We start from the raw sequence: 23842 nt of genomic DNA on the forward strand, positions 1-23842 counted from the left end.
CACCAAAATACGGGAATATGATCTAGATTAAAAGAGACTGAAATTCAGAAAGTTAGCCCATTGCTACGTAACAAAATGTAAAACAATTTATTAATTTGTTTGCAACAGAGGTAAAAGCTTGGTATAAAATATCCGCGTTACAAAAATAACAACAAAACACCTTTATAATAAAAATAACAACTATTATCAAAGAGCTAAACTCATTTACAAACCACCTACGGGTGGTTTTTTCTTGTGAAAAGCGACTGATTTACCCAAAACAACAACTCATTAAAAATCAAATACCTACACCAGTTTTGGTGAAATAAAATAAAAATAGGTTGACCTTTGCAGCAGATTTCCTTTTCATAGAGGAAAACAATCCGCTAAAGGAGTCCGCTATGCTTTCTAGGTTAGAACAAGCCCAACAAAAATGGGGAGGTAGCCATAGTGTTATTGATGCATGGTTGGCTGAACGTCAAGAGCTGTTATTACTTTATTGTAAAATAGCTGGATTTTCCCCTTACGATAAGAATGAACAAGCTTTACCAGAGCAGGTACAAATTCAATCTTTCTGTCAGATTCTTATGGACTATTTATCCGCTGGCCATTTTGAAATCTACGATAACATCGTAGAAGCCTGTAAGGAAAAAGGCCCTGAAAGCGCACAATTAGCGCAAGCGCTTTATCCTAGAATTGCTGATACAACTGACCTTGCTTTAGATTTCAATGATAAATATGCCGAAGCCTCTCAAGAAAGCCCATTGGTAGAGTTTGATAGTGATTTATCTAAATTAGGTGAAACACTGGAACTGCGCTTCGAGTTAGAAGATGAGTTGATTGATAACCTCTATGCCAATTATAGTCGTTAATAGCTATGCCATTGCGGAACGTTAGCAACAATTAAAAAAGGGCCTATTGAGGCCCTTTTTGCTGATGCTGGAGAAATGAATTACTCCGCAGCAGCTTCCGCTTTTTCTTCTTGGATCTCCAGTAATTCAACTTCAAATACTAAAGTCGAGTTTGCTGGGATTTTACCTAGATCACGCTCACCGTAACCTAAGTTCGCTGGAATAGTAAACTTGTATTTAGACCCAACTGGCATTAACTGTAAACCTTCAGTCCAACCTGAGATAACACGATTTAATGGGAAAGTAGTTGGCTCATCACGAGAATACGAGCTATCAAACTCAGTACCGTCAATTAAAGTGCCTTTATAATGTACTTTAACAACGTCAGTGACTAATGGCTTTTTACCTTCACCTGTACTTAATACTTCATACTGTAAACCTGACTCAGTAACGGTTACACCTGCTTTTTGTGCATTATCTGCTAAGAACTTTTCGCCTTCAGCTTTATTCTTTTCAGCATCTACTTTGGTTTTTTCAGCTTGTAACTCACGTACCGATGTATCTAACGCAGTAAGGACTTCACGGATTTTAGCTTCATCTAGTTTTGCTTCTCCCGCTAATGCGTCTTGAAAACCACGCATAAGTAACGCTTGATCTAGCTCAACACCAAAACCTTTTTTATCAGCTAGGTCTTTTTGCAAGAAATTACCTACTGAAGCGCCAATGCCATAAGCTTGTTGTTGTAGCTCTGTTTCTAGTTTAACTTCAACTGGCTTTTCTTCAGCTTTTTGATTACATGCAGTTAATGCTAAAACTGACGCAGCAATCAAAGACAATTTAATCGTCTGTTTCATTCTGTCTATTCTCTCTTTCCGACATACCTAACGGTAGTCTGTTAATATTATATTAATGGTTAAATCTATTGTAGCCACATTATCATTCATCGCAGTAGATGCCAAATTCAAACGCTAAACGTAGAATAAGTTAACGCGACTTTGTGTACTTGATACGCTAGTATCTAATAACATACTACTTCTAACGGGCAGATTATATATAGTCTACCCTTTGCACTACATGACGTTAAGGGAAAATACCGATATTATGCCCAATGTTTTTCGTGTCGCCCTGCTATCACTATTAATTTTGCTTATAAGCTGCTCTGATGGCACTAACCAAGCTGAGTTTACTGTTGAACACGCCGCACGGGGGGCATTCACAGCTGCGCTTTCTCAAGATGGACGTTACAGTTTAGTGTCCTCAGTCGAACATGGTGTCAGCCTATGGGACAATGATAGCCATGGGCTAAAATATCAATGGCACCAATCATCTGAGCATGAAAACCTCGTCCACTCACTGGCTATTGCATACGATAATAGCTTTGCCGTTACTGCCGAAAATAATACTTTTGCCATTTGGAATATAAAAAATGGCAAAAACCAAGGTTTCTATCAAATAAAAACAGGCACTATTCGCGACATTGCAATCAGCAACCAGGGCCGTTACATACTTTATGGTCGCAGCGATAACGTTGTTGTACATCTGGACTTAGAAAGCGGAAGGCGCATAGAGTTCCTTGGACATCAAGAAAAAATTAATAGTATCGCATTATCACCGAATGGACATTTTGCTTTAACTGGCGCAAATGATTACAGTGCCTACTTCTGGAATACCAAAACTGGGCAGGTAATTCATCGATTTAATCACCCAAGTCGAGTCACAAAAGTCGCATTAGATGCCAGTGGGCAGTATGCATTTACCGCAGACAGTTTAAAAAAAGCCAGCATATGGCAACTGACTTCAGGTGATCTTGTCTCGCAATTACAGTATATTGCCCGACAGAAAATTTTTAGTGCTGTGCGTTTCAATCAAAGTAGTGAACTGCTACTTACCGGTTCACCCAGTCGACAAATGGATTTATGGCAGGTAAATGATGGACAAAAGCTTGGATCTTGGCTTGTTGAGCCCAGATCTGGGAGCCGACCTAAATCAGCCGTTGTATTTGATGTGGCATTTGTAAACCAAGACCAAGCACTATTAACAGAAAGCTCTAGTGGACTACTAGAACGATTTAAGCGAGTAAACCGTTGATGACTGATTTAGAAAACCGCGTTATGGAATTAGAGGCTAAAGTGTCTTTTCAAGATGACACGATAGACACACTCAATGATGAATTACAAACTCATCAAAAGCGCCTAGCGAAGATGCAGCGCCAAATTGAATTAATTGGTGAAAAGATGAAGGAAACCAATGAGTCTGGTATTATTCCACAACATCAAGAACCACCTCCTCCCCATTACTAACCTTTCGTTATTCAGCCAGTTTATTCTGGCTTAAACACACCAATAACTTGTTCAAACTGGCGAGTCGACGCCTGCACGGCTGCTTTTGGTTGTGTCATGATATGACCACACTCAACACATTCGACCTTTTCCACATCATGTTCTTTAAATAGCATCATCACATCCATTTTTTTACACTCTGGACACGATGCGCCTGCAATAAAGCGTTTTTTCTGTTTCACAAATGTTCCCCTACTACTGGGTTATATAACAACCATCCCATTTTATCCTAAAGCGACTGTGCATGATACGCTTGAACAGGATTAAGCAGATCATGTTATGATGTACCCAATGCACATTTAGAATTGAAACTATGATCCAGCTGTCTGATATTGAGTTACTTCGTGGTGGTAAAACACTCTTAAAAAATGCTAATGCCACTTTATTCCCTGAACATAAAGTTGGCTTAGTCGGCGCCAATGGCTGTGGAAAATCCACTCTATTTGCGCTACTAAAAGGTGAATTACAATTAGACTCTGGAGATTTTCAATTTCCTAAAGATTGGTCTATTGCCTCGGTAAAACAAGAAACCCCGGCATTAGACATCAGTGCGCTTGAATATGTGCTGCAAGGTCATCACGAATATTATCAATGCCGCATCACTTTGCAGCAAGCTGAGGCGAGCGGTGACGGTGCAATACAAGCCAAAGTACATCAAAAGCTTGAACTCATTGATGGCTATAGCATTGAATCTAAAGCGGGTGAATTACTACATGGCTTGGGGTTTACAAATGCGCAAATAGATAACCCTGTGAGTGCCTTCTCTGGTGGTTGGCGTATGCGTTTAAATCTAGCCCAAGCGCTCATTCGTGATGCTGATCTGCTGCTGCTTGATGAACCAACTAACCATTTAGATTTAGATGCGGTTTATTGGCTGGAGCGTTTCTTGCGAGCATATACTGGCACTCTGGTACTAATTTCTCACGATAGAGAGTTTTTAGATGCCGTCATTGACCAAATTTGGCATATAGATCAACAGCGCATAAATATTTATAAAGGCCATTATTCTCAGTTTGAACGTCAAAAAGCTGAAAGAATGGCACAACACCAAGCTTTGTTTGAAAAGCAACAAGAACATATTGCACATTTAGAGCAATTTATTACACGATTTAAAGCAAAAGCAAGTAAAGCAAAGCAAGCGCAAAGTCGGGTTAAAGCGCTAGAACGAATGGAGAAACTTGCGCCAGCGCATGCAGACTCCCCCTTCAACTTTGAGTTTGCTGACCCCATAGTATTGCCTAACCCACTTATGACGTTAGACAATGCTGTTGCTGGGTATGGTGATGTCACTATCTTACATAAAATTAAATTAAACCTTGTTCCAGGTAGCCGCATTGCCCTGTTAGGCCGCAACGGAGCGGGTAAATCAACTCTCATTAAATTACTTGCCGGCGAGCTAGCACCACAAGCAGGTGAAGTATTCCAACATCAAGGCTTAAATATCGGGTATTTTGCACAGCACCAACTTGAGTCATTAGACTTACAAGCAAATGCAATCACACATTTACAGCGTCTTGACCCCAAAGCCAGTGAACAATCCCTACGTGACTTTTTAGGCGGATTTGCGTTTATAGGTGACAAAGCACTTGATCCAGTTGCACCATTTTCTGGCGGAGAGAAAGCACGACTCGTACTTGCGATGTTAGTCTATCAAAAGCCCAATTTATTGTTACTTGATGAACCGACCAACCACCTAGATTTAGAAATGCGTCATGCACTCGTTATGGCATTGCAAGGCTTTGAGGGCGCCATGGTCACCGTATCACACGATCGCCACATGCTAAAAAATACAGCCGATGAATACTACCTCGTTGATAATGGGACGGTAACCCAATTTGGTTATGACCTTGATGAGTATTATCAGTGGTTATTAAATGCAAACAAAGAGGCCGCGAAGAAACCGGAAGTAGACACAAAAAGTCACTCTAGTAGTAATCGTAAAGAACAAAAGCGCCTAGCAGCCGAATTTAGAAAGTCAGTGCAACCGTTAAAAAAGCAAATTGAAAAGCTAGAAAAAGCGCTAGATAAGCATTCCGATGAGTTGGCCACGATTGAGATGCAGTTAGCGGATAACGGTTTGTATCATGAAGATAACAAGGCTAAGTTGACTGACTTACTCAATAAGCAAGCGCTCGTGACACCAAAGCTTAACCAAGTTGAAGAAGATTTGCTCATGGCATTAGAAGAACTGGAAGGGAAAGAGCGCCATTTTGAACAGAGTATGAGTGCATGAACGCACTCTCTGCTGCGCTGTTTTGGCAATTTTCTTGCGCTAGCTATGCCCTGCCTAACATCAAGGAGCTGTTGTTGTCACTACAAGATAAGCATAATAAAAACATAAACCTATGCTTGTTATTACTTTACCTAGAGCAACAAAAAATACAATTAACGCCAATACAAGTTAAAGCATTAGCAGATCTGTGTTCGGATATAGACGCACAAACATTGTTACAACACAGGCAATTGCGCAAACACATCAAGGCATCTTATCAACGCCACCCGGCTTATCAGTCATTGCGAAAGCAGCTGTTAACAAGTGAATTAGCACTTGAGAAGTTTCAACAGCAATTACTTATAGAACACCTCGAATCTGATACTTTGAACCATAACAACGCCTCAAATAACCTGACGTTTTACCTTGATGAGCACCACGCACTAGCCTTAAAACAATGCTTTTTCGCCACAAAAACATGATCAAGATCAAATCAGTGAATTAACCCTCGTAGCACGCTTAAAAAACTTGATCTTGATCATAATCCTTCGTAAGCCCCTCCTCTAAGATGAATACATCAACTAATTAGGAGTCACGGCCATGAACGTATTCTTCAGAGACTTTTTTACTGACCCAGTATTATTCTTGTCATTCGGATTTTTGGGGATTGTGATTGGGCTGTGTCTATTTTATGTGTATTACTTTATCAAGAAAATTAATGACGCAGAAGTACCTGAACAATAAAGCACACATAAAACAACAATATACACTCTCAATGTAGACGAATTAAGCACGACGCACAAAGCACCTTACTAACCTAGTTAGTCGGGTGCTTTTTATTATCTGCGATCGTGCCGATTTAAGCCTCAACACATTCAGCGTTTTTTGTTAAACTAATCGACCCATTGATAGCAAGATGTTTTATGGATTACTCATTTAAAGGTGCATGGTGGATGCGCAACCGGCATGTGCAAACCATACTGCCGCGTTTTTTTAGACCATTTCAAAAAGTACCTGTCTATTTTGAGGAACTGACGACCCCTGATGGTGACTTCCTTGAACTTGCATGGGCCAAAAACAAAAAGCCCAGTGCCCCAATCGCGATAATTCTGCATGGTTTAGAAGGTAATATTAATAGCTTTTATGCTAAAGGGATGCTTAACGCACTCAGTAAGAAAGGCTTCAACGCAGTACTTATGCATTTTCGTAACTGCTCTCGCGCACCAAATAAACTGGCACGCGCCTATCACAGTGGTGAAACCAGCGATTTAAGCTTTTTAATTAAAACACTGAAACAGCGCTATGCTGACAGCCCGCTTTATGCGGTCGGTTTTTCATTGGGCGGAAATGTACTAGCAAAGTATTTAGGTGAACAACGCCATACATGTAAGCTCTCAGGTGCCGCCGTCATTTCTGCACCATATCACCTCTCATCTTCATGCCAAGTCATACGTAGCAGTTGCTATGGTCTTTATCAAAAGTACTTGCTCGACAGAATGAAGAAGTCGTTTTCCCGTAAGCTACCAACTATTCAAAGTGTATTGCCTTTAGATAAAGTGACCCTGAATAACTTCGACGATTTGTGGCAATTTGATAATCAAATTACTGCTCCACTACATGGTTTTGACAATGCGGAAGATTACTATCATCAAGCCAGTGCTCAACCCTATTTAAAGCATATACAAACCCCTACCTTGCTTATTCACGCTAAAGATGACCCAATGTTGTCTGTACAAGCCATCCCCCATGAAGCACAAGTTAGTAGTGCCGTTACGTTAGCGGTGTCAGAGCGTGGTGGGCATGTCGGATTTATTAGTGGCGTGAACCCATTTAAACCCTTCTTTTGGTTAGAGCAAGCTGTACCTCACTATTTTACTACATTGGCCAATATGGATAAAAAAGTATGATCATTCCTATGCAACAACTTGACCCAACCACACTGGCTAATTTAATTGAGCACTATGTTTTGCGAGAAGGCACCGACTACGGCGAGCATGAGTATTCCACTGAAGAAAAAATAGCCCATGTCAAAGCGCTACTCACCGCAGGGGAAGCGCTGATTGTATTCTCAGAACTGCATGAATCTGTCAACATTGTCACAAAAGCCCAATTTCAAGCCATGCAAAGTGAGGATTACAGCTAAAGCTGGTTTTGCCCTGTTGCATTTTCAGTTATAGTTTAGAGCTAATAACTAAACTAAAAAGGCAAAATCATGACCTTACGTTATTCTCTTTGCGCACTAGCACTGATGATATCCGGTGTACATGCAAAAGATTATCAAGCATCAGAGCTCGCCCATCGTCTCGCACAACAAAACATCCTGATTGATACACACATTGATGTACCATATCGACTTAAAGAACAATGGGATGACGTAAGTAAGGCCACCAAGTCAGGTGATTTTGATTATCCCAGAGCGGTAAAAGGGGGATTAAACGCCCCTTTTATGTCTATTTATATTCCGGCCAACTTAGAGTTTGAAGGGAAAGGTAAAAGCTACCAGCTAGCTAATCAACTGATAGATGGCATGGAAGCACTCGCATTCAGAGCCCCTGATAAGTTTGCAATTGCATACTCAACCAAAGACATTTATGTACACTTTAAACAAAAGAAGATGTCTATTGCGATGGGGATGGAAAATGGCTCACCTATTGAAGGGGAGCTGAAAAACCTCAAGCACTTTTTTGACCGCGGTGTACGCTATATCACCTTAGCACACTCACAAAGTAACCATATTTCTGATTCATCTTATGATATTCGTAGAAAATGGAAAGGACTCAGCCCATTCGGTAAGAAGCTAGTAACTGAAATGAATAAAATCGGAATGCTCATTGATGTATCACATATTTCTGACGCCGCATTTTATCAAACAATGGAAATATCCAAAGTACCCGTTATCGCATCTCACTCATCATTACGTAAATATACCCCTGGGTTTGAGCGCAACATGGATGACAAAATGTTAAAAGCACTCAAAAAAAATGGTGGTGTTATCCAGATAAATTTTGGCTCAAGCTTTGTCACGGCAAGCTCTCGAAGTTGGTATGATGTGCGTAATAAAGCACAAAAAGCAGCACAACAGAGCGGCAATACTCCAACCGATTTTGCGGCTGCATACCGTGCAAAAAACCCTTTCCCATTTGCCACGCTTGAACAAGTTCTTGATCATATAGATCATGTTGTTAAGCTTATTGGCATCGATCATGTTGGTATTGGGTCTGACTACGACGGAGTAGGTGATTCTCTGCCTATTGGTCTAAAAGATGTGTCGACTTATCCTAATTTAGTACAAGGTCTTTTAGATAGAAATTATACCCAAGGCCAAATCAAGAAAATCTTAGGGGGAAATACCTTAAGGGTGTGGCGTCAAGCAGAAGAATACGCTAGACAATTTTAACCTGTTTGTCGGTATGGCGGCGTTGACCTCATCGCTATACCTTCTTCTCATTGCCGATCACGCTTCACATGTTTTGCAAGCAGTAAACCTCATTTTCTAATCGTCATTCAAAACATAAGATAAGGTAAAGGGAGTCTTTAGAAAATAATTGAGAAATACTAAGAATGATATATTAAGAAGAAATAAGTAGAATTATGTACAGGAATTGGTTGCGGGAGCCGGATTTGAACCGACGACCTTCGGGTTATGAGCCCGACGAGCTACCAGGCTGCTCCATCCCGCGCCTGTACTGTAGAAATTGTTTAAAGTTGATCTACATGACAACTTGGCTACCAAATCAAAAAAGAATTGGTTGCGGGAGCCGGATTTGAACCGACGACCTTCGGGTTATGAGCCCGACGAGCTACCAGACTGCTCCATCCCGCGCCTGTACTGCAGAAATTATTTAAAGTTGCTCTACATGACAACTGGCTACCAAATCAAAAAAGAATTGGTTGCGGGAGCCGGATTTGAACCGACGACCTTCGGGTTATGAGCCCGACGAGCTACCAGGCTGCTCCATCCCGCGCCTGTACTGCAGAAATTATTTAAAGTTGCTCTACATGACAACTTGGCTACCAAATCAAAAAAGAATTGGTTGCGGGAGCCGGATTTGAACCGACGACCTTCGGGTTATGAGCCCGACGAGCTACCAGGCTGCTCCATCCCGCGCCTGTAATTTTAAGTGAAATCGCTTAAAATTTATTCTCCTAAAAAACAATGTTTTAAACTTGTCTTTTGAAGAGGTCGCTATAGTATAGGATTCTATTTTAAATGCAAGCAATTAAGCACTTAATTTTCGTTAAGTGCTTTATATACCAAAACGCAAGTAAATAATTGCCGACCTTGTGCGTTATTTAGACAGTGACCGTCGTTGATGTGGTGTGATCATTGTCTGCCAAGGCCAATCTTGGTGGCCCATCACAATAAAGTCTGGGTTTTCGATACTCTCTCTTTGGTTATAAGTAAGTGGATTAAACTCTGCGTCAGTGATACATCCTCCCGCTTCTTCCACTATTACTTGAGATGCGCCGGTATCCCACTCCCCCGTCGGACCAACCCGTAAAAAGCAATCTGCTTGACCTTCCGCGATAATACATGCCTTTAATGAACAAGACCCTAATGCAACTGTGTCAAACTGCCGTTCAATAAATTGACTGACAACTTCCAATTTTTGTCTGCGGCTTACTGCAACAGTGAGGTTATTTGGCTTTGATACATAGATTTGCGTGTCCTGTGTCGCTGAACGTTTAAACGCCCCGCTGCCATGAACAGCATAGTAAGTGGTATTTTCAGTCGGCCAATATATTACTCCCAACACGGGTTTATTATTCTCAATCAAAGCAATATTGACCGCAAAGTCGCCACTTTCTAAAATAAACTCTCCTGTACCATCCAGTGGGTCGAGTAACCAATAGCGGTGCCAAGATGCTCGCTGTGATAATTCAGGGATCGGTGTTTCTTCTGACATAATAGGAATATCAGGGGTTAACTGTTGTAGCCCAGCCATAAGCACCTCATTGGCGGCAATATCCGCCAAAGTCACGGGCGTCTTGTCTGACTTTTCTCGCGCGCCAATATCGTCATTTTTATAAATTTCCAATATCGCGGCGCCTGCTTGCGCGGCAAGCGTAATACAAGGCTCCAATAATGAGTGCAAACTTACTCCTCCGATGCTAAAAATTGCTGTAATAACAGTAATGCGGCAACACTTCGAGCCTCTGTAAAATCCACTTGAGTTAGCAAAGATTGCCAATCGTGTAATGGCCATTTAACAACGACCAAGGGTTCAGGTTCATCACCTTCAAGGCATTGTGCGTAAAGCTGCTGGGCAACAAGTACATGCATTTTGGCATTAAAGTAACTCGGTGCTAAAGACAGCGTTTTTAAATCTGTGAACTGTTTCGCTCCTACGCCCACTTCTTCCTTTAGTTCCCTATTTCCAGCTTCAAGCGGTGTTTCACCAGGATCAATAAGCCCTTTCGGGAAGCCTAATTGATAATCATGCGTACCAGCACAATACTCTCTCACTAAGAGTAGTTCATTTTCAGCCGTTATTGGAACGATCATAACGGCACCTCGACCACCGCCACGAACTCGTTCATATTGGCGTTGCACGCCATTGGAAAACTGCAAGTCGAGTGACTCCACAGTAAACAGCTTACTTTTAGCCACGACTTCACAAGTCATGATCTCAGGTGGACAAGGGTGCTTTTTCTGTGACATAGGCGTTTTTTTGCTATCATGACGGTAACTTAATCATAAAGCCTTTAACGAAAAATGCCTATGCTAAATTGGTCAAATATCGACACCGTTTTACTTGATATGGATGGCACACTACTGGATCTCCATTTCGACAGTCATTTTTGGCTCGATGTGATCCCTCGGGAGTACGCCAAGAAACAGGGGATTAGCTTAACCGATGCGAAAGCTGAAATTATGAAGCGCTACGAAGCCGTCGGCGGCCAAATACAATGGTATTGTTTAGATTATTGGCAAGCACAACTCGACTTACCCATTATGGACCTTAAGCGAGAAATTCAGCACCTAATTACCATTCGTGACGACACTCCGGCTTTTTTACAAGCTCTCAAAGCAGCCGGTAAAGAGCTAATATTACTCACTAATGCCCATCCTGATAGCTTATCGTTGAAAATAGAGCGCACACAATTTGACACCTACTTGGACAAAATTATCTCCACGCACCAATACGGTGTAAGTAAAGAAAGCCAGTCTCTGTGGCAACAAGTACAAGCTGACTTGCAATTTGATAAGCAACGCACTTTATTCGTGGATGACAGCTTAGCCGTCTTAGATGCCGCCAAGCACTATGGTATTGCCCATTTGCTCGCAGTCGCAAACCCTGACAGCAAACAGCCAGCGAATAAGATCACTGGCTATCAATGTGTGACTGATTACCGCCATTTACTCCCATTAACAGATGAGTAAACTAGCTCGGGTAACGCGCAACTAAACCAGCATATACATTTTTGGCAAAATCTGGATGCTCTGTATCGAGGCTTTTTACTACGTCAACTAGGTGCTCGTTATCTTCTTGACCATTCCATACTTTAATGTACGTACCATCTTTGTAACCATGATCTTGACGGAAAAAGTTCAGCGTATTTTTGCCAACATAACCGCGATATAAATCGTCAATACTCATGTCAATTTGCTGCATACACCCAGCAAAGGCTTCTGCATTAAACGTTTTATCCGCAACAGCTGATGCTGCCAATTGCTCTAGTGTTTGTTTAAAATCAGCACCACAATGCGGTTGCTGTAATTGTGTATCAAGCTGCTGCGCCAGCGCCTGATATGATGTTTCACCATCAATACGTAGTGACAAACCAAAGTGAAATATATCCACCAACTCTAGTATCACTTGTTCTGTATCAGGTATTTGCTTTTTCCACCACTTCCAACCGTAATGGTCGAGCATTTCTGCACATTCAACCCAGATAGCACGATACCAATCAAACCCTTGGTTAAACCACTGTTCATGAACTTTTGTATTCATGGCGTTTTGCATTTCTAGCATTACAACCAGTTTAGTGACATTGGCAGACATTGTGCTCTCTCTATGATCATTTCAAAGGCAATATGATACCCCACTGAAAGAAATTCGCCACTGGTCCGTTCTAATACAAGTCACTAATTTATTCATGAGAGTTTTATGCGTTTTCTAACAGCTATATCAATTATTATAATTGGCTTTTTCGTAAGCCCAATCACTCACGCGGCTCAAGTTACTAATATTGAGTCTGCCCCTGAACGCGTTAGGCCTTTGTTACCAGGCTTAGACGCCCCTCAATTGACGTTAAGAAATAAAGACAATAAATCAGTCAATTTAAACAGCCTATATGCCGACAATAAAGCAACAGTCATTGTCGTTTATCGCGGTGGATGGTGTCCATATTGCTCTCGTCAATTAGCTGGGATCCAAAAAATTGAAGCACAAATTGCAGGCTATGGTGCAAAAATCATCGCGGTATCTCCTGATAGCCCAGCAGCATTGGCAAAAAGCAAAATCGACTCACCTAATTATCAGTTACTGTCTGATAGTAAACTGGCATTAGCACAGGCTCTGGGTGTTGCGTATTTCTTAGATGAGAAAACAGCCAAAGCATACCGCGATCGTATGGGTGTCAATTTTGTTGATTTAGACGGACAAAGCAAAGTCGCCTTACCGGTACCAGCGGTATTTGTAGTCGACAAAAAAGGACTGGTGCAATTTCAATATACGAACCCAAACTACAAAGTTCGTTTAGATGAATCTGTATTACTCGCCGCTGTGAAAGCCGCGAGTATATTGTAACGCTCCCTAACTAAAACCGTTAGCTTGTTAAATCATTAACATCTAACGGTTTTCCAGTCTATTGTAATCAAACAGTCCATACTCTACACCCCGATACTCTTTCGCAACGTTATGTAATATATCACTGTACTGCCAAAACTGCGGGTGCGTCCGACGAATACCAAACTGCGCTTTTAAAGCGCGATAATCTGCTTCACTTGCAACCGCTTGCAGTTGCGAAATAAACTCTGTTGCATGTACTTCATTTGGCAAATACCAGATTGCTTCTGGGTAATCTCCGATAAACCCTGGGACTAATGTGGCTGTGTCTTCTTGATAGGCTCGCTGACCGTTTTCATTCAACAAGCTTGAAATGTTATAATGCGCATTATGATGGATCAACGTGTAGGCTTTATGGCTCTGCCCTGTTGGGCCTTTCTGCAAAATATATGACACTTGAGGCAGTAAATTTATGGTCGTGGTAGGCAGATGATTGAGTGCTTTAAATGCCTCAGGAACAGCACTATAATCATATTCTTGGCTCAATACGGGTGCCAAATGTTGTTGAAACTTATCAAGTAACTCATCTTTTGGTGAATTCGTTACAAACTCAATACCCGTTGGCGCACCCCATAACGCCTTACGATTTATGAACTCACTTAAACTTACATGTGAACGCCTATACCAATGTTCCCGCACTTCTTTACGAATACTTTTTGGCAAAAAGTTAATAAAGTTCTGTTCACCCTCTAAACGTAAAAAGTCCATATATAGGCGCGTATTTAACTGATGGCCTATATTACCGTATACGTCAAAGCCCGCCACCAGCAAATAATGAATACGTTCAAATAATGCATAGTCAAGTACCCAAACTGTTTTTGGTTTTTGCCCAACAAAGCCTTTTACCACCGTTGCACTGTCAAAATGGCGAAATACCGTTAGCGCAGCGTTTTGATTATGCCCATCCCCTTGCCATAATAAATCTAGGGTTAAGTTTTCCCCATCCCCGAGCAACTTATTGGCCAATGCTGTTTTAGCTTTTAAATAGGCATGCTGCTGAGTTGCATACTTCGTCCAACTAGATACCGGCAACACATTACTTTGTTCTGAAGCAGGCAAAGTCAACTCATCATCATGCGATAACAACAACTCACTCACTTCTGGAGAACTGTTTTTATCCGGATCAACAAACGCCACCCAAAACTGGTCATTAATCACATTTAATGCCACTTGTCCTCTACACACGGGGCCTTTGATATAACCCTTAATGATCAATTCCGCTTCATCAAGCATAAATTGATATTTAGATTTTACCGGGATTTGTGAAAACGCTTTAAATGGATTCGACGCAACCTTGGCATCATAACTCGGCAAATACGTTACGTCATAATCCGCACCAATAAACTGCTGATATAACCGCAGCATCTTCTTTCCATCTAGCGCAAGCGGCATATGCGTTTTGGCTAATATGGTAGTACGCTCATGCATTAACCGATAATAGACACGCCCAGTTTGCGGATCATCATACGGGCGGCGAGTTGCAATGAGTTTAATTTCTTGCCCTGGGGGGGTAGTCGAGCGTACCAACTTAAAAAAGCTCGGTGATGCTGTTTTTACCTTGGTAGGAAAGTAAATATTGGCAAGGTACCAATGTTCATAAATATATCTCGCAGCCAATCGATGCTTTAGGCTATCTTGATTTAGAAATGCTTCCCACTGTGACACCTGCTTTATATCCTCCTCTGTGGGTGGGAGAATATGGGCCATTTTGGCGCCTTTGCGCATCCATGATGTTAGGATATTGAACTCTTGTGGCGATATAGCTGGCAATCCATAAGGCATCCCCGCATGAGGTTGATGTCTTGCCAATGCGGAATACTCATCCATATTTGCACAGCGCTGGGTACGGTCTAATGAAAAATCAAACTCTTCACCCAGTATGCTTTGCGATGGTAGCGGATGACCCATCTTTAACAGCAAACTATTGTATAATACACTCCCTAACAAGTTCGCCTGTTCTGTTTGTACTCGCTCATTCAATACCGGTGTAAATCCCTTTTCACGCCACTGCTTTGTGTTCGCGGCATCATACAACAACCTACTTGGCTGTTGAGCCAATAACCTTGTGCCGTCATAGACCCGTATTTTGCTTACCCCTCGGTCAATCCCTTCAGGTGAAGATAGCTTAAGTTGGCACGGTGCATCATAACAGCCGTGACACACCACACACCGTGTATCTAAAACAGGCTTAACCGCTTTTAAATATTCTGCTGCGAGACCATACTGACCACTACTCAAACGTGCTTGAGTTTGCGCTTTACCAAACAAGTCATCATATTTGCTAAAACCAATTGCGGTACACCCACAAAGCAATAAAAAGCCAATCAATAGGGCCCAGAAGCGTTTTTGCATTAATCCTCCTCGACTTCTTCGCCTAAATCAAAGGTCGGCATCATCTCTACCGGAGGGGAAATAAAAACTTGCTCAGATTCATCACTGAGTACGGCACTCAATACCGGGCCATGATTCAGTAATAACTGTGCTTGGTGTGAGCCTGTTGCTAACGCTGAAAATGTGACATCTCTCACTTCAAGATCATACGTATCTAAAGTAATACTGACACTTTCATCTGCTCTCGGATTTTGACATAAATTAGCCAGAAGTGTTTCATCGAGCGTAACATTTAACACCAAATCAGGCATGTCAATATTACGCGTGTCGATTTCATCATTTAATAAAAATAGCGGTAAAGTAAGTGGTGTATTTTGTGATAATTCCATAGATAATCTGCATTCAGGTGAACTCAATTGATGTGCTCATATTAGCATAAATAAACTAAACTTTATTGACTCTATGGTCGACACTTCTTCCCTCTATAAAATGTCTTTTACCAAGGAAGTGGATCACCATTCCCATGTAAAAAGCTGCCACTGGATTCAAGCGTCAGTTCCTCAATACGGGTAATTAACCTATACGCTGCTTGCTCAGCTGAAATATCTCCTGCGTAATTCACCATCTCAGTTTGTACGAACCCTGGGTGCAACAATGTTAACGCGACACCTTGTTCTTTTAATTCATGCGCTAAGCTCACGCTCGCGGCATTTAATGCGGCTTTTGACATGCGATAGCCAATATATGCGCCAGAGCTATTATCTGCAATTGATCCCATTCGGCTGGTGATCATAGCAACTTTAGCACCGGGTGAAAGATTCTGCTGTAATGCATGCACAACACGAATTGGGGCAATGGCATTTACCTGTAGCTGTCGTTCTAGGGCTGAAAAGTCCATATCAGTTAGTGTTTCATTACTAAATACCCCTGCGTTATTGATAAGGACATCTATCGGTTGTCCAGATAAAGCCTCCTGTAACACAGTAATGTCCGTCGTGTTGCTTACATCGATGTCAGTTACAATATTGACCCCATTCAACTGTTCAAGGGCATCAGATGAACGACGAACAATGGCTGTTACCTGATAACCTGCTAAAGCATACTGCTTGCAAAACTCTAACCCAATACCTCTATTGGCCCCTGTGATAACAATGTGTTTATTCATATCAATTCCTAATTACCCTACACAATATTTAACCCGAAACGCTTTCACGTTACATAATTTGAACTAATATTTTTGGGGTAAGATACATAAAAATCAAGCCAGCGCTAAGCAATCAATATGCAAAAACAACAATCATTAACTTACGTATTTATGGACAGGTAAACTCACTATGCGCACATTACTACTGATTATATCAGTACTTTTTATCCTCCCTTGCAATGCAAAGCCCTACACAATTAATGCCAGTGAAGCACTCTCCTATCAGCTAGGCCAGCAACAGGTTACCGCCATCATGACCGAAATTTATCAGCCATTGAACATCGTTCCTGAAGTGATATTTTTACCCAGTTACCGAGGATTAAAAAATGTGGACCAGGGCCTACTCGATGCGGAAGGCGGTCGTGTTGATGTTGTGATGACAACGTACAAAAACGTAATAAAAATACCAACTCCCATTGCGCAATCTCAATTAGCCATTTTTTGCCTTAAACCACACAGTTGCCAGGTAAACCTAAAAGATCCCATATTGCGTATTCATGGTAACCTCATTGCGGAACACTATTGCGCCAAAAAAGATTTAAGCTGTACTGCTGTGCAAAATGACATTTCTGCTTTCCAAGCATTGGTAAAAGAACAAGCAAATATACTGTTAGCAAACAGCGTATTTCCCAGCGGCTCTTTGTGCACCGCAGGAATTAAAAAAGTGTACATTAAACTTCTGCACGCTAAACCTCATCGCATCTATCATTACGTGCACCAGCGCCACGTAAAACTGGTCAGCGCATTAGATGCATCAATTAAGGCATTACATCACTCTGGTAAGCTGCAAGCTTTAATTGACACACTGCTTCAGAGCTTTGCAAAATGTGGTGGTGAAGTGATCAAGTTACCGCAATCTCTGCCTATTGTTCAGAGTCAATAATATCTCCTGAGGTCGACTCTAAAATTGAAAATACAGCGCCGCTAGGGTCGCTCAATACAGCAAACCGACCCACTTGCACAATATCAGTCGGTGGCACACATACTGTGCCAGCGAGTTGCTCCGCTTGCGCTACCATTGCATCACAACTTCGCACAGAAAAATAAATCATCCAATGTGGCGTAATACTTTCATCCCACTCTGATGTCATTTCCATTAACCCTGCAACAGGCTCTGAATTGACGCTAAACAGGGTATATTGTGACTCCCCCATAGGCATAATCTCGGCTTCCCACCCTAAAAGCTGTGTATAGAAAGAGGTACTTGCTGCGACATCTTTGGATGCCAGTTCATGCCAATACGGCACATTAAACTCTAATTTTCGTTGGTAACCTGAGTGCTCCTTCGCTTGCCACAGTGCAACTAAAGCACCTGTTGGGTCGCTCATCATAACCATTCTGCCTGCACCAGGCACATCATGTGGCCCGTGAATAATGTGTGCGCCTAAACTTTGCGCTTCAACGGCTAATACATCAACATTTTCCACTGCAATATACGCCAACCAATGGCTCTGAACCTGTGCGTCTACTTGCTCTTGCATCATTTGATACATGGCGGCTATATCATCTTTATCTTTTTGCAGCATCGTGTAATAGTAATCATCACCAATAGGTTGATCATCAAACTGCCAGTTAAATAATTCGGTGTAGAATGTTTTTGCTGCTGACCAGTCACTCGAGCATAATTCAGCCCAACAAAATGTATTATTCGTAACAGAGGTTACTTTTGGCATATATGGCTCCATTGCTCATTGCTTAAAGTCAATATCAAGTAAAGCACAAAATCAGATACTCACATGGGTTAGTATTACATTCTCAGTACTGAATGCCTATTGTGTAACCAATTCTAAATATGGCCTACCATAGGTCTGAATAAGTAATTCTGCTGCTGCCTGACGTTTTAATGGCTTGCTCATAAGGTACCCTTGGCTTTGTTGACAATGCAATGCCCCTAATACGGCCAATTGTTCTGGTGTTTCAATTCCTTCTGCGGTCACTTCTAAATCAAAACTTTTCGCAATTGCACAAATTGCTTCTATCAGCTGACGAGCGCTGCCAGCGCACTCAATACCGTCAATAAATGCCCTATCAATTTTTAAACCATCCACAGGCAATACGCTTAAACGAGCTAAGCTACTAAAACCAGTTCCAAAATCATCGATATAAATACCAAATCCAAGTTCATGCAGTTGCTCTAATGGCTCAATCAAACTGTCCTCCACCATCATCATCGCAGATTCAGTCAATTCAATTTTAAATTGTTGCGGTGACACATCATACTGAGCAAACAATTGCTTTAACCAAGGTACAAACATCCCACTCTGTAGTTGTAAGGGAGACACGTTCACACTCATAAACAGCCCTTCACAATTATGCTCACTCATAAACGATAGTGCCTCACGAAACACCCACTGACCTAGCACGTTTATTTTGGCACATTCTTCCGCGATTGGAATAAACTCTGCTGGGCTGACAAAGCCCAGCTCTGGGCTTTGCCACCGCACTAACGCTTCAAAGCCTCGCAACACCTTGCCATCTCGACAAAAAATAGGCTGAAACTGTAATTTAAGCTCAGTGTCTAACGTCATATCATGTAATGCGCGCTCGACTCTCAGTTTCCTAGAAGCTTCACAGGCAATCGCTGGACTATAGATGTGATAGCAATTCTTACCTCGCTTTTTTGCCTCATACATAGCAATGTCCGCATCATGCAGCAGCTTTTCTGCTTCATAATTCAAACATGGAACGGTAAACTTCCTAACCCCAACGCTGCCACTAATACTATGACTCTGCTCTTGATATATAAAAGGTTTACGTATTTCTACCAGAATATCTTCCAATACGCCCTCTAATGGCATCGGCAATTTGGCAAAATCAATTAATACCGCAAACTCATCTCCTCCCAAACGCGCAATGTCAGCAAAGTTCCCTAGCAATATTCGCATACGTGTTGCAAATTCAACCAACAGTCGGTCTCCAGCGAGATGACCCAAGGTATCATTAATCAACTTAAACCTATCTAAATCAATATATAGCAATATATACTTTCGCTCTGTGACCGTTCGACACGTTTCAACCAAATTCAAGAATGTTTGTCGATTAATCAGATCTGTTAAACTATCATGCTGAGCTTTGTACTTGAGCTGTTCATTAAATAATTTAAGTTGCGTAATATCTGTTACACGCCCTTCATACAAGGTCCCACTAGGGTTATGTAACCAACTTCCAGTTTGTCTAAGCCAAATACTATCTTTAGACTCTACCTGCGCTAACCATTCTAATTCGTCATGTCGCGATTTCTGATCAATGATGGCTTGCCACTGCGTAGCGAACTCATCATCAACGATATATTGGCTTAAATACGCCCCGAGGGGTTTGTCCTCTACGCCGATAAGCAAGCGCCTAAATGCAGGGTTAGCATCAATAAGTTGACCGTGCCCATCAAGTACAAAAAGCCCTTCATTACTGTTCAAAAATAGGCTTTTGTACTTTCTTTCAGCGCTGATCTGCTGTTGTAAAGCCGCTAAACGCCTATCCGATTCAACACTTAACCGCTCATTGGCTTGCGCTAGGCTTGTGGTGCGCTCAACCACTATTCTGTTAACAACGTTATTCCTAGAAACCAGATATCGTACTTGCATCCATACGAGCCAAGCACATAGACTTGCCACCACAATGAATCCTGCAATCATCAATTGCCTATTTTCGAGTAAACTGGGGGCCAATTGCTTCTGACTAAATAACTGTAACATCAACTCTTGACCATAAAAGTCGATATGTTGATATGCACCTACTTGTCGACTTTCTAAACTATGCGTGTTTTGCCAATCAGAGCTAAACAGCACCTGTTGTTGTGTTAAAACACGAATGTGCTGTTGACTTGTCTGGTAAATATGACCAAACAAACCTTCTAGTAAAATTGGTAATTCAAAGCTAATACCCAATGCTGATGCTGCTCCATCGTGATCAGGCCTTTGTACCAGCAATGTCCATTTAGCTTGATCTCGCCAGTTGATGGCCATCAGACTTTGTTGTTCGTAAAGGGCGTTGATTTGTTGTTCGGCAAAATTTAAGCTATCCCCCATTGTATGCCCATATTCGGCCATTGGGGCCACGTTCATCAATGTGAGGTAATGCTGGCTGTGTGCTTGCGCTAAACGTACTTTATAATCAAAAAAGCCCTGACTTTTCTGACTGGCTTCCACATTCGCCACTTGTTCAGCACTAATGATTCGATACAATTCTAGCCGTAGTTCAACGTCACTGCCCGGAAGCTGGGACTGTGCGACTTGGTTGAAAAGGTCCATTTCAAAACTAGGCACCAAATAAGAATCAATCGAATATAACAAATGCCCAACGTATGATAGTTTGGTATCAAGTTGATGATGGTACTGCGATAGCTGCTGTTGTAATGTTTGCCGTTCTTGCTGTTGGTAATAATTATTCAGTAAATAACCTACATACAGCATGACTGATACAAAAAGCGCAAAACACGCGGCACCAAACTGCACTGGTGAACGTAAAACTGAAATTATTGGCGTAACTATAGACATATGTAAATGACGTTGTATTCTATACACACCTGATAATAGTTCTTATTTACAATGAAGAAAAGCAAACTTTTACTTTATTCCCTTATATTGATACAAAGTGCCCCAATATTTGCTAATACAGCGCATTTGAATGTTTATTCGTTTCGTAAATATGAGCTCATTGAACCTGTCATTAAAAAATTTGAAGCACAGCACAATATTAAAGTTAACGTCGTAAATGGTAAATCCAAATACTTACTCGCTCGCTTGAAAAAAGATGGAATGGACTCTCTTGCTGACGTGATACTGAGCTCTGATTTAGTACAGTTACATGATCACAAAAACCTCTTACAGCCAATCCCACATCTTGCTCAGTGGGATCACATCCCGAGTGAACTTAAAGATAATAATGGATTTTGGGTCAGCATTTCGATGCGAACACGTGCGCTTTTCAGTCATAAAGATGATACATCATCACCACCACTTCGCTATGCATCATTAACACGCCCACAATACAAAGGCACCTTTTGTGTTCGTAACTGGCAGCATAGTTATAATCAAATGCTCGTAGCCTCGCTGCTTGCCAGTGAATCAGGCTCAGATACAGCATGGTTACCCATCGCTAATCAATTATTGGCAAAAAGACCCACAGGTGGAGACAGAGATCAATTGCGCGCTTTGGCCAGAGGGCAATGCCAATATGCACTGGCAAATCACTACTATTGGACCATGATGAAGCAATCCAATAACAAGCTAGACCGTGACCTAGCTGAAAAGCTTAACATACATTATATGATTGCAAATGATGGTACTACACCTATTTCCACGACCACCGCAGCAATAGCCAAATATGCGCCAAACAAGCATCACGCTCAAAAATTCATCCAGTTTTTATTAACAAGTGACACACAAAGCGTCTATGCCAATTCACTAGCTGAATACCCTGTCATTGAAAAAGCAACAAGTAGAGTGACGCCATTTACCCCTAATATTACCGCAGTAAAACAAAGTCTTTCGTTATTAGACATAGCCAAAAAGCGCCTACAAGCACTTTAATTATTGTGCATAAATAACGCGTAAATCACAATTGAACAACTTAACCGGATACTCTCGGTGGCCCAAAACATGGTACGTCGTGGCTTTTTTTGGGCCTTGCAACGTCATCACCTGGTGGTGCTCTTCACGGTAAGCTTGCTGTATACGGCCATATTGTCCTGTGTAAATAAGGGTTAAATACGGTGCTTCGTATTGCCACCCCCCCGAAACATTGTGAGTACTTAGCACCCCTTCCTCACGCCACTGTCTCTCTGCACGCAAAACAACACGACTATCGTGCCCACTGCAATCGTGGGTATAAAGTAAATTAGGGGCAACCTGTTTACTAGCTAGAGCAGGAAAATATAACCCAAGGTTACCCTGCGAGTAAAAGTGATTATCATGATTAAACACTCGGGTATCAAGGCGTTCAAAGCCCAATTTGTTTACAAGAAGTGTTACCTCATCAACTATCGATTGAGTCAAATCTCCCGGGAAGTAGAAAAGGGTTGGGTTGTCATATACTCTTTTAGGTATCACATTATTAAGACGGTACTCAATACCTAAAGCATCTAACTCATTTGTTAATATGGACTGTTTATTTTCTTCTAACACCGCATGATATACGTGTACCTTACTATTTGATTGGCAACCAACACATAACACCAACCAAAACATACTGGATATAACGCCATGTACTCGATTCATAATTTATTACTTGCCCCACCATTGATTACAACCGTAATCAATGGTGGGGCAAAATGCAACGTCAAATCTCTACTATGCGCTTACGTTTCATATTTAGCGGCCCATTGTTGTACCGTCGATTTCTTATAAAGAATGTCTTTAAATAGGCGATGACGCTCGTATTTCAGTGTCAATTCCTTGGTGTCAGTACCAGTCATTATCTGATTATGGTATTCATTAAAGCGCGAGATCACACGATAACTATGGGCTGATTTATTTGCCACTCGTGCAAAATGTGCTTTCAAATAGTTTCTCACATCTTCTGCGGTCATTAAGTCTAACCCATCTAAGTTCATTAACTCTTTTTTTAACATCGCTCGAATACCCATACTTACGTCGCCCTTGTCTTGAGATGTGCTGTCTTATGCCTAGTATTAGCTTCTGAACCAAAATACACACAAATAACGATATCTAAGTTAAAGACCATAAAAAAAGACAAAAAGTTTCGTCAGCTGTCGCATCCAGCGGTATAATATCGCAAACTGAAATAGGAGTTACTTGAATGACCGATGAACCCATTGAATTTATTGAAGTTGAGCTAGAAGAAGAGCCAATAGAGTTATGTAATCTACTTAAGGTATTAGACCTAGTTGAAACGGGTGGGCAAGCTAAAATGCTCATTGGTGAAGGCTATATAGCCGTCAACAATGAAGTGTGTACGGTAAAACGCAAAAAAATGTATTCTGGTGATAGCCTACATTTTGATGGTGATGACTATCTACTCACACTCTCTAGTGACGCGACTCCAGCGATTAGAACACAACCGACTCCTGACGTTGTAGAGCCTGAAAAAAAGAAAAAGCGCAATAGAAGCAGAAAAAATAGAAAAGATGCTGACACGGGTAGAAAGCCAATTTCATTTGGGTAACACTGGCGCTG

General features: G+C 41.5%; 26 protein-coding genes and 4 tRNA genes. 14 read left to right on the top strand and 16 right to left on the bottom strand.

Annotated elements, in window-relative coordinates:
- Positions 1 to 380: 380 nt before the first annotated feature.
- Positions 381 to 851, top strand: a complete 471-nt coding sequence (rsd, locus tag J8M01_RS14050) for a sigma D regulator (protein WP_192506024.1) — start codon at positions 381 to 383, stop codon at positions 849 to 851.
- 80 nt (positions 852 to 931) lie between these two features.
- Here rsd and fkpA read toward each other — a convergent pair whose 3' ends face one another.
- A complete protein-coding gene (gene fkpA, locus J8M01_RS14055; protein WP_192506025.1) occupies positions 932 to 1684 on the bottom strand; it encodes an FKBP-type peptidyl-prolyl cis-trans isomerase in 753 nt (250 codons plus the stop codon).
- Positions 1685 to 1931: 247 nt separating this feature from the next.
- Between fkpA and J8M01_RS14060 the strand changes: the two genes are divergently transcribed.
- Positions 1932 to 2918, top strand: a complete 987-nt coding sequence (locus J8M01_RS14060) for a hypothetical protein (RefSeq protein WP_210996854.1) — start codon at positions 1932 to 1934, stop codon at positions 2916 to 2918.
- Positions 2918 to 3130, top strand: a complete 213-nt coding sequence (locus J8M01_RS14065) for a SlyX family protein (RefSeq protein ID WP_210996855.1) — start codon at positions 2918 to 2920, stop codon at positions 3128 to 3130. Before J8M01_RS14060 ends, J8M01_RS14065 begins: the two co-directional genes overlap by 1 nt.
- A gap of 20 nt (positions 3131 to 3150) precedes the next feature.
- Here J8M01_RS14065 and J8M01_RS14070 read toward each other — a convergent pair whose 3' ends face one another.
- A complete protein-coding gene (locus J8M01_RS14070; protein ID WP_192506028.1) occupies positions 3151 to 3351 on the bottom strand; it encodes a YheV family putative zinc ribbon protein in 201 nt (66 codons plus the stop codon).
- Positions 3352 to 3482: 131 nt separating this feature from the next.
- Here J8M01_RS14070 and J8M01_RS14075 point away from each other — a divergent pair, with 131 nt between their 5' ends.
- From J8M01_RS14075 to J8M01_RS14100, 6 genes are all read left to right on the top strand, one after another.
- On the top strand, positions 3483 to 5402 hold the full coding sequence (locus tag J8M01_RS14075; protein WP_211058406.1) for an ATP-binding cassette domain-containing protein: 1920 nt from the start codon (positions 3483 to 3485) through the stop codon (positions 5400 to 5402).
- Positions 5399 to 5863: a TIGR02444 family protein gene (locus J8M01_RS14080; RefSeq protein WP_211058407.1), complete on the top strand. Its 465-nt coding sequence runs from the start codon at positions 5399 to 5401 to the stop codon at positions 5861 to 5863. Before J8M01_RS14075 ends, J8M01_RS14080 begins: the two co-directional genes overlap by 4 nt.
- A gap of 118 nt (positions 5864 to 5981) precedes the next feature.
- Positions 5982 to 6125 (top strand): hypothetical protein, encoded by a 144-nt coding sequence (locus tag J8M01_RS14085; protein WP_192506031.1) that lies wholly within the window; start codon positions 5982 to 5984, stop codon positions 6123 to 6125.
- Between the two features lie 179 nt (positions 6126 to 6304).
- A complete protein-coding gene (locus J8M01_RS14090; protein ID WP_211058408.1) occupies positions 6305 to 7288 on the top strand; it encodes a hydrolase in 984 nt (327 codons plus the stop codon).
- Entirely contained in the window at positions 7285 to 7524 is a 240-nt protein-coding gene (locus tag J8M01_RS14095) for a YheU family protein (RefSeq protein ID WP_210996859.1), read from the top strand. The genes J8M01_RS14090 and J8M01_RS14095 overlap by 4 nt, the downstream gene beginning before the upstream one ends.
- A 69-nt stretch (positions 7525 to 7593) precedes the next feature.
- The gene (locus tag J8M01_RS14100; RefSeq protein WP_211058409.1) at positions 7594 to 8778 is read left to right on the top strand and encodes a dipeptidase; all 1185 of its coding nucleotides are present in this window, start codon (positions 7594 to 7596) and stop codon (positions 8776 to 8778) included.
- A gap of 206 nt (positions 8779 to 8984) precedes the next feature.
- Here the strand turns inward: J8M01_RS14100 and J8M01_RS14105 are convergent.
- From J8M01_RS14105 to nudE, 6 genes are all read right to left on the bottom strand, one after another.
- Positions 8985 to 9061: transfer RNA gene (locus J8M01_RS14105), tRNA-Met, on the bottom strand.
- Positions 9062 to 9127: 66 nt separating this feature from the next.
- Positions 9128 to 9204, bottom strand: a tRNA-Met gene (locus tag J8M01_RS14110).
- A 65-nt stretch (positions 9205 to 9269) separates the two neighbouring features.
- Positions 9270 to 9346, bottom strand: a tRNA-Met gene (locus J8M01_RS14115).
- Positions 9347 to 9412: 66 nt separating this feature from the next.
- Positions 9413 to 9489: transfer RNA gene (locus J8M01_RS14120), tRNA-Met, on the bottom strand.
- A gap of 181 nt (positions 9490 to 9670) precedes the next feature.
- Positions 9671 to 10477: a 3'(2'),5'-bisphosphate nucleotidase CysQ gene (gene cysQ / locus J8M01_RS14125; RefSeq protein WP_211058410.1), complete on the bottom strand. Its 807-nt coding sequence runs from the start codon at positions 10475 to 10477 to the stop codon at positions 9671 to 9673.
- A 2-nt stretch (positions 10478 to 10479) separates the two neighbouring features.
- Positions 10480 to 11043, bottom strand: coding sequence for an ADP compounds hydrolase NudE (nudE, locus tag J8M01_RS14130; RefSeq protein ID WP_210998374.1), 564 nt, complete (start codon positions 11041 to 11043; stop codon positions 10480 to 10482).
- 60 nt (positions 11044 to 11103) lie between these two features.
- On the opposite strand from nudE, the gene yrfG reads away from it, so the two are divergent.
- Positions 11104 to 11766, top strand: a complete 663-nt coding sequence (gene yrfG, locus J8M01_RS14135) for a GMP/IMP nucleotidase (protein WP_211058411.1) — start codon at positions 11104 to 11106, stop codon at positions 11764 to 11766.
- Between the two features lies 1 nt (position 11767).
- Here yrfG and J8M01_RS14140 read toward each other — a convergent pair whose 3' ends face one another.
- On the bottom strand, positions 11768 to 12388 hold the full coding sequence (locus J8M01_RS14140) for a dUTP diphosphatase (RefSeq protein WP_211058412.1): 621 nt from the start codon (positions 12386 to 12388) through the stop codon (positions 11768 to 11770).
- Positions 12389 to 12493: 105 nt separating this feature from the next.
- Here J8M01_RS14140 and J8M01_RS14145 point away from each other — a divergent pair, with 105 nt between their 5' ends.
- Positions 12494 to 13135 carry a peroxiredoxin-like family protein gene (locus tag J8M01_RS14145; protein WP_210998376.1) on the top strand — a complete coding sequence of 214 codons (642 nt, stop codon included), beginning with the start codon at positions 12494 to 12496 and terminating at the stop codon, positions 13133 to 13135.
- A gap of 42 nt (positions 13136 to 13177) precedes the next feature.
- Here J8M01_RS14145 and J8M01_RS14150 read toward each other — a convergent pair whose 3' ends face one another.
- The 3 genes from J8M01_RS14150 to J8M01_RS14160 all read right to left on the bottom strand — a co-directional run bounded on the left by J8M01_RS14150 (position 13178) and on the right by J8M01_RS14160 (position 16670).
- Positions 13178 to 15526 carry a fatty acid cis/trans isomerase gene (locus J8M01_RS14150; RefSeq protein WP_211058413.1) on the bottom strand — a complete coding sequence of 783 codons (2349 nt, stop codon included), beginning with the start codon at positions 15524 to 15526 and terminating at the stop codon, positions 13178 to 13180.
- Positions 15526 to 15894 (bottom strand): hypothetical protein, encoded by a 369-nt coding sequence (locus tag J8M01_RS14155; protein ID WP_211058414.1) that lies wholly within the window; start codon positions 15892 to 15894, stop codon positions 15526 to 15528. Before J8M01_RS14155 ends, J8M01_RS14150 begins: the two co-directional genes overlap by 1 nt.
- Positions 15895 to 16001: 107 nt before the next feature.
- Entirely contained in the window at positions 16002 to 16670 is a 669-nt protein-coding gene (locus J8M01_RS14160; RefSeq protein ID WP_211058415.1) for an SDR family oxidoreductase, read from the bottom strand.
- Positions 16671 to 16839: 169 nt separating this feature from the next.
- Between J8M01_RS14160 and J8M01_RS14165 the strand changes: the two genes are divergently transcribed.
- Positions 16840 to 17592, top strand: coding sequence for a hypothetical protein (locus J8M01_RS14165; protein ID WP_211051119.1), 753 nt, complete (start codon positions 16840 to 16842; stop codon positions 17590 to 17592).
- On the opposite strand, the gene J8M01_RS14170 is transcribed toward J8M01_RS14165, so the two are convergent.
- Positions 17573 to 18382 (bottom strand): VOC family protein, encoded by an 810-nt coding sequence (locus J8M01_RS14170; RefSeq protein ID WP_211058416.1) that lies wholly within the window; start codon positions 18380 to 18382, stop codon positions 17573 to 17575. The two genes, J8M01_RS14165 and J8M01_RS14170, sit on opposite strands and share 20 nt — an antisense overlap.
- A 96-nt stretch (positions 18383 to 18478) precedes the next feature.
- A complete protein-coding gene (locus J8M01_RS14175; RefSeq protein ID WP_211058417.1) occupies positions 18479 to 21202 on the bottom strand; it encodes an EAL domain-containing protein in 2724 nt (907 codons plus the stop codon).
- 51 nt (positions 21203 to 21253) lie between these two features.
- On the opposite strand from J8M01_RS14175, the gene J8M01_RS14180 reads away from it, so the two are divergent.
- On the top strand, positions 21254 to 22237 hold the full coding sequence (locus J8M01_RS14180; protein ID WP_210998383.1) for an extracellular solute-binding protein: 984 nt from the start codon (positions 21254 to 21256) through the stop codon (positions 22235 to 22237).
- On the opposite strand, the gene J8M01_RS14185 is transcribed toward J8M01_RS14180, so the two are convergent.
- Both J8M01_RS14185 and J8M01_RS14190 read right to left on the bottom strand, forming a co-directional pair.
- Positions 22238 to 22924 (bottom strand): hypothetical protein, encoded by a 687-nt coding sequence (locus J8M01_RS14185; protein WP_211058418.1) that lies wholly within the window; start codon positions 22922 to 22924, stop codon positions 22238 to 22240.
- Positions 22925 to 23004: 80 nt separating this feature from the next.
- Positions 23005 to 23292 carry a hypothetical protein gene (locus J8M01_RS14190; RefSeq protein ID WP_192506048.1) on the bottom strand — a complete coding sequence of 96 codons (288 nt, stop codon included), beginning with the start codon at positions 23290 to 23292 and terminating at the stop codon, positions 23005 to 23007.
- Positions 23293 to 23465: 173 nt separating this feature from the next.
- On the opposite strand from J8M01_RS14190, the gene J8M01_RS14195 reads away from it, so the two are divergent.
- The gene (locus tag J8M01_RS14195) at positions 23466 to 23831 is read left to right on the top strand and encodes an RNA-binding S4 domain-containing protein (RefSeq protein WP_210998385.1); all 366 of its coding nucleotides are present in this window, start codon (positions 23466 to 23468) and stop codon (positions 23829 to 23831) included.
- Positions 23832 to 23842 lie beyond the last annotated feature (11 nt).

The organism is Pseudoalteromonas sp. MMG005 (genome assembly GCF_018101015.1).
GTDB classification, from domain to species: domain Bacteria; phylum Pseudomonadota; class Gammaproteobacteria; order Enterobacterales; family Alteromonadaceae; genus Pseudoalteromonas; species Pseudoalteromonas aurantia.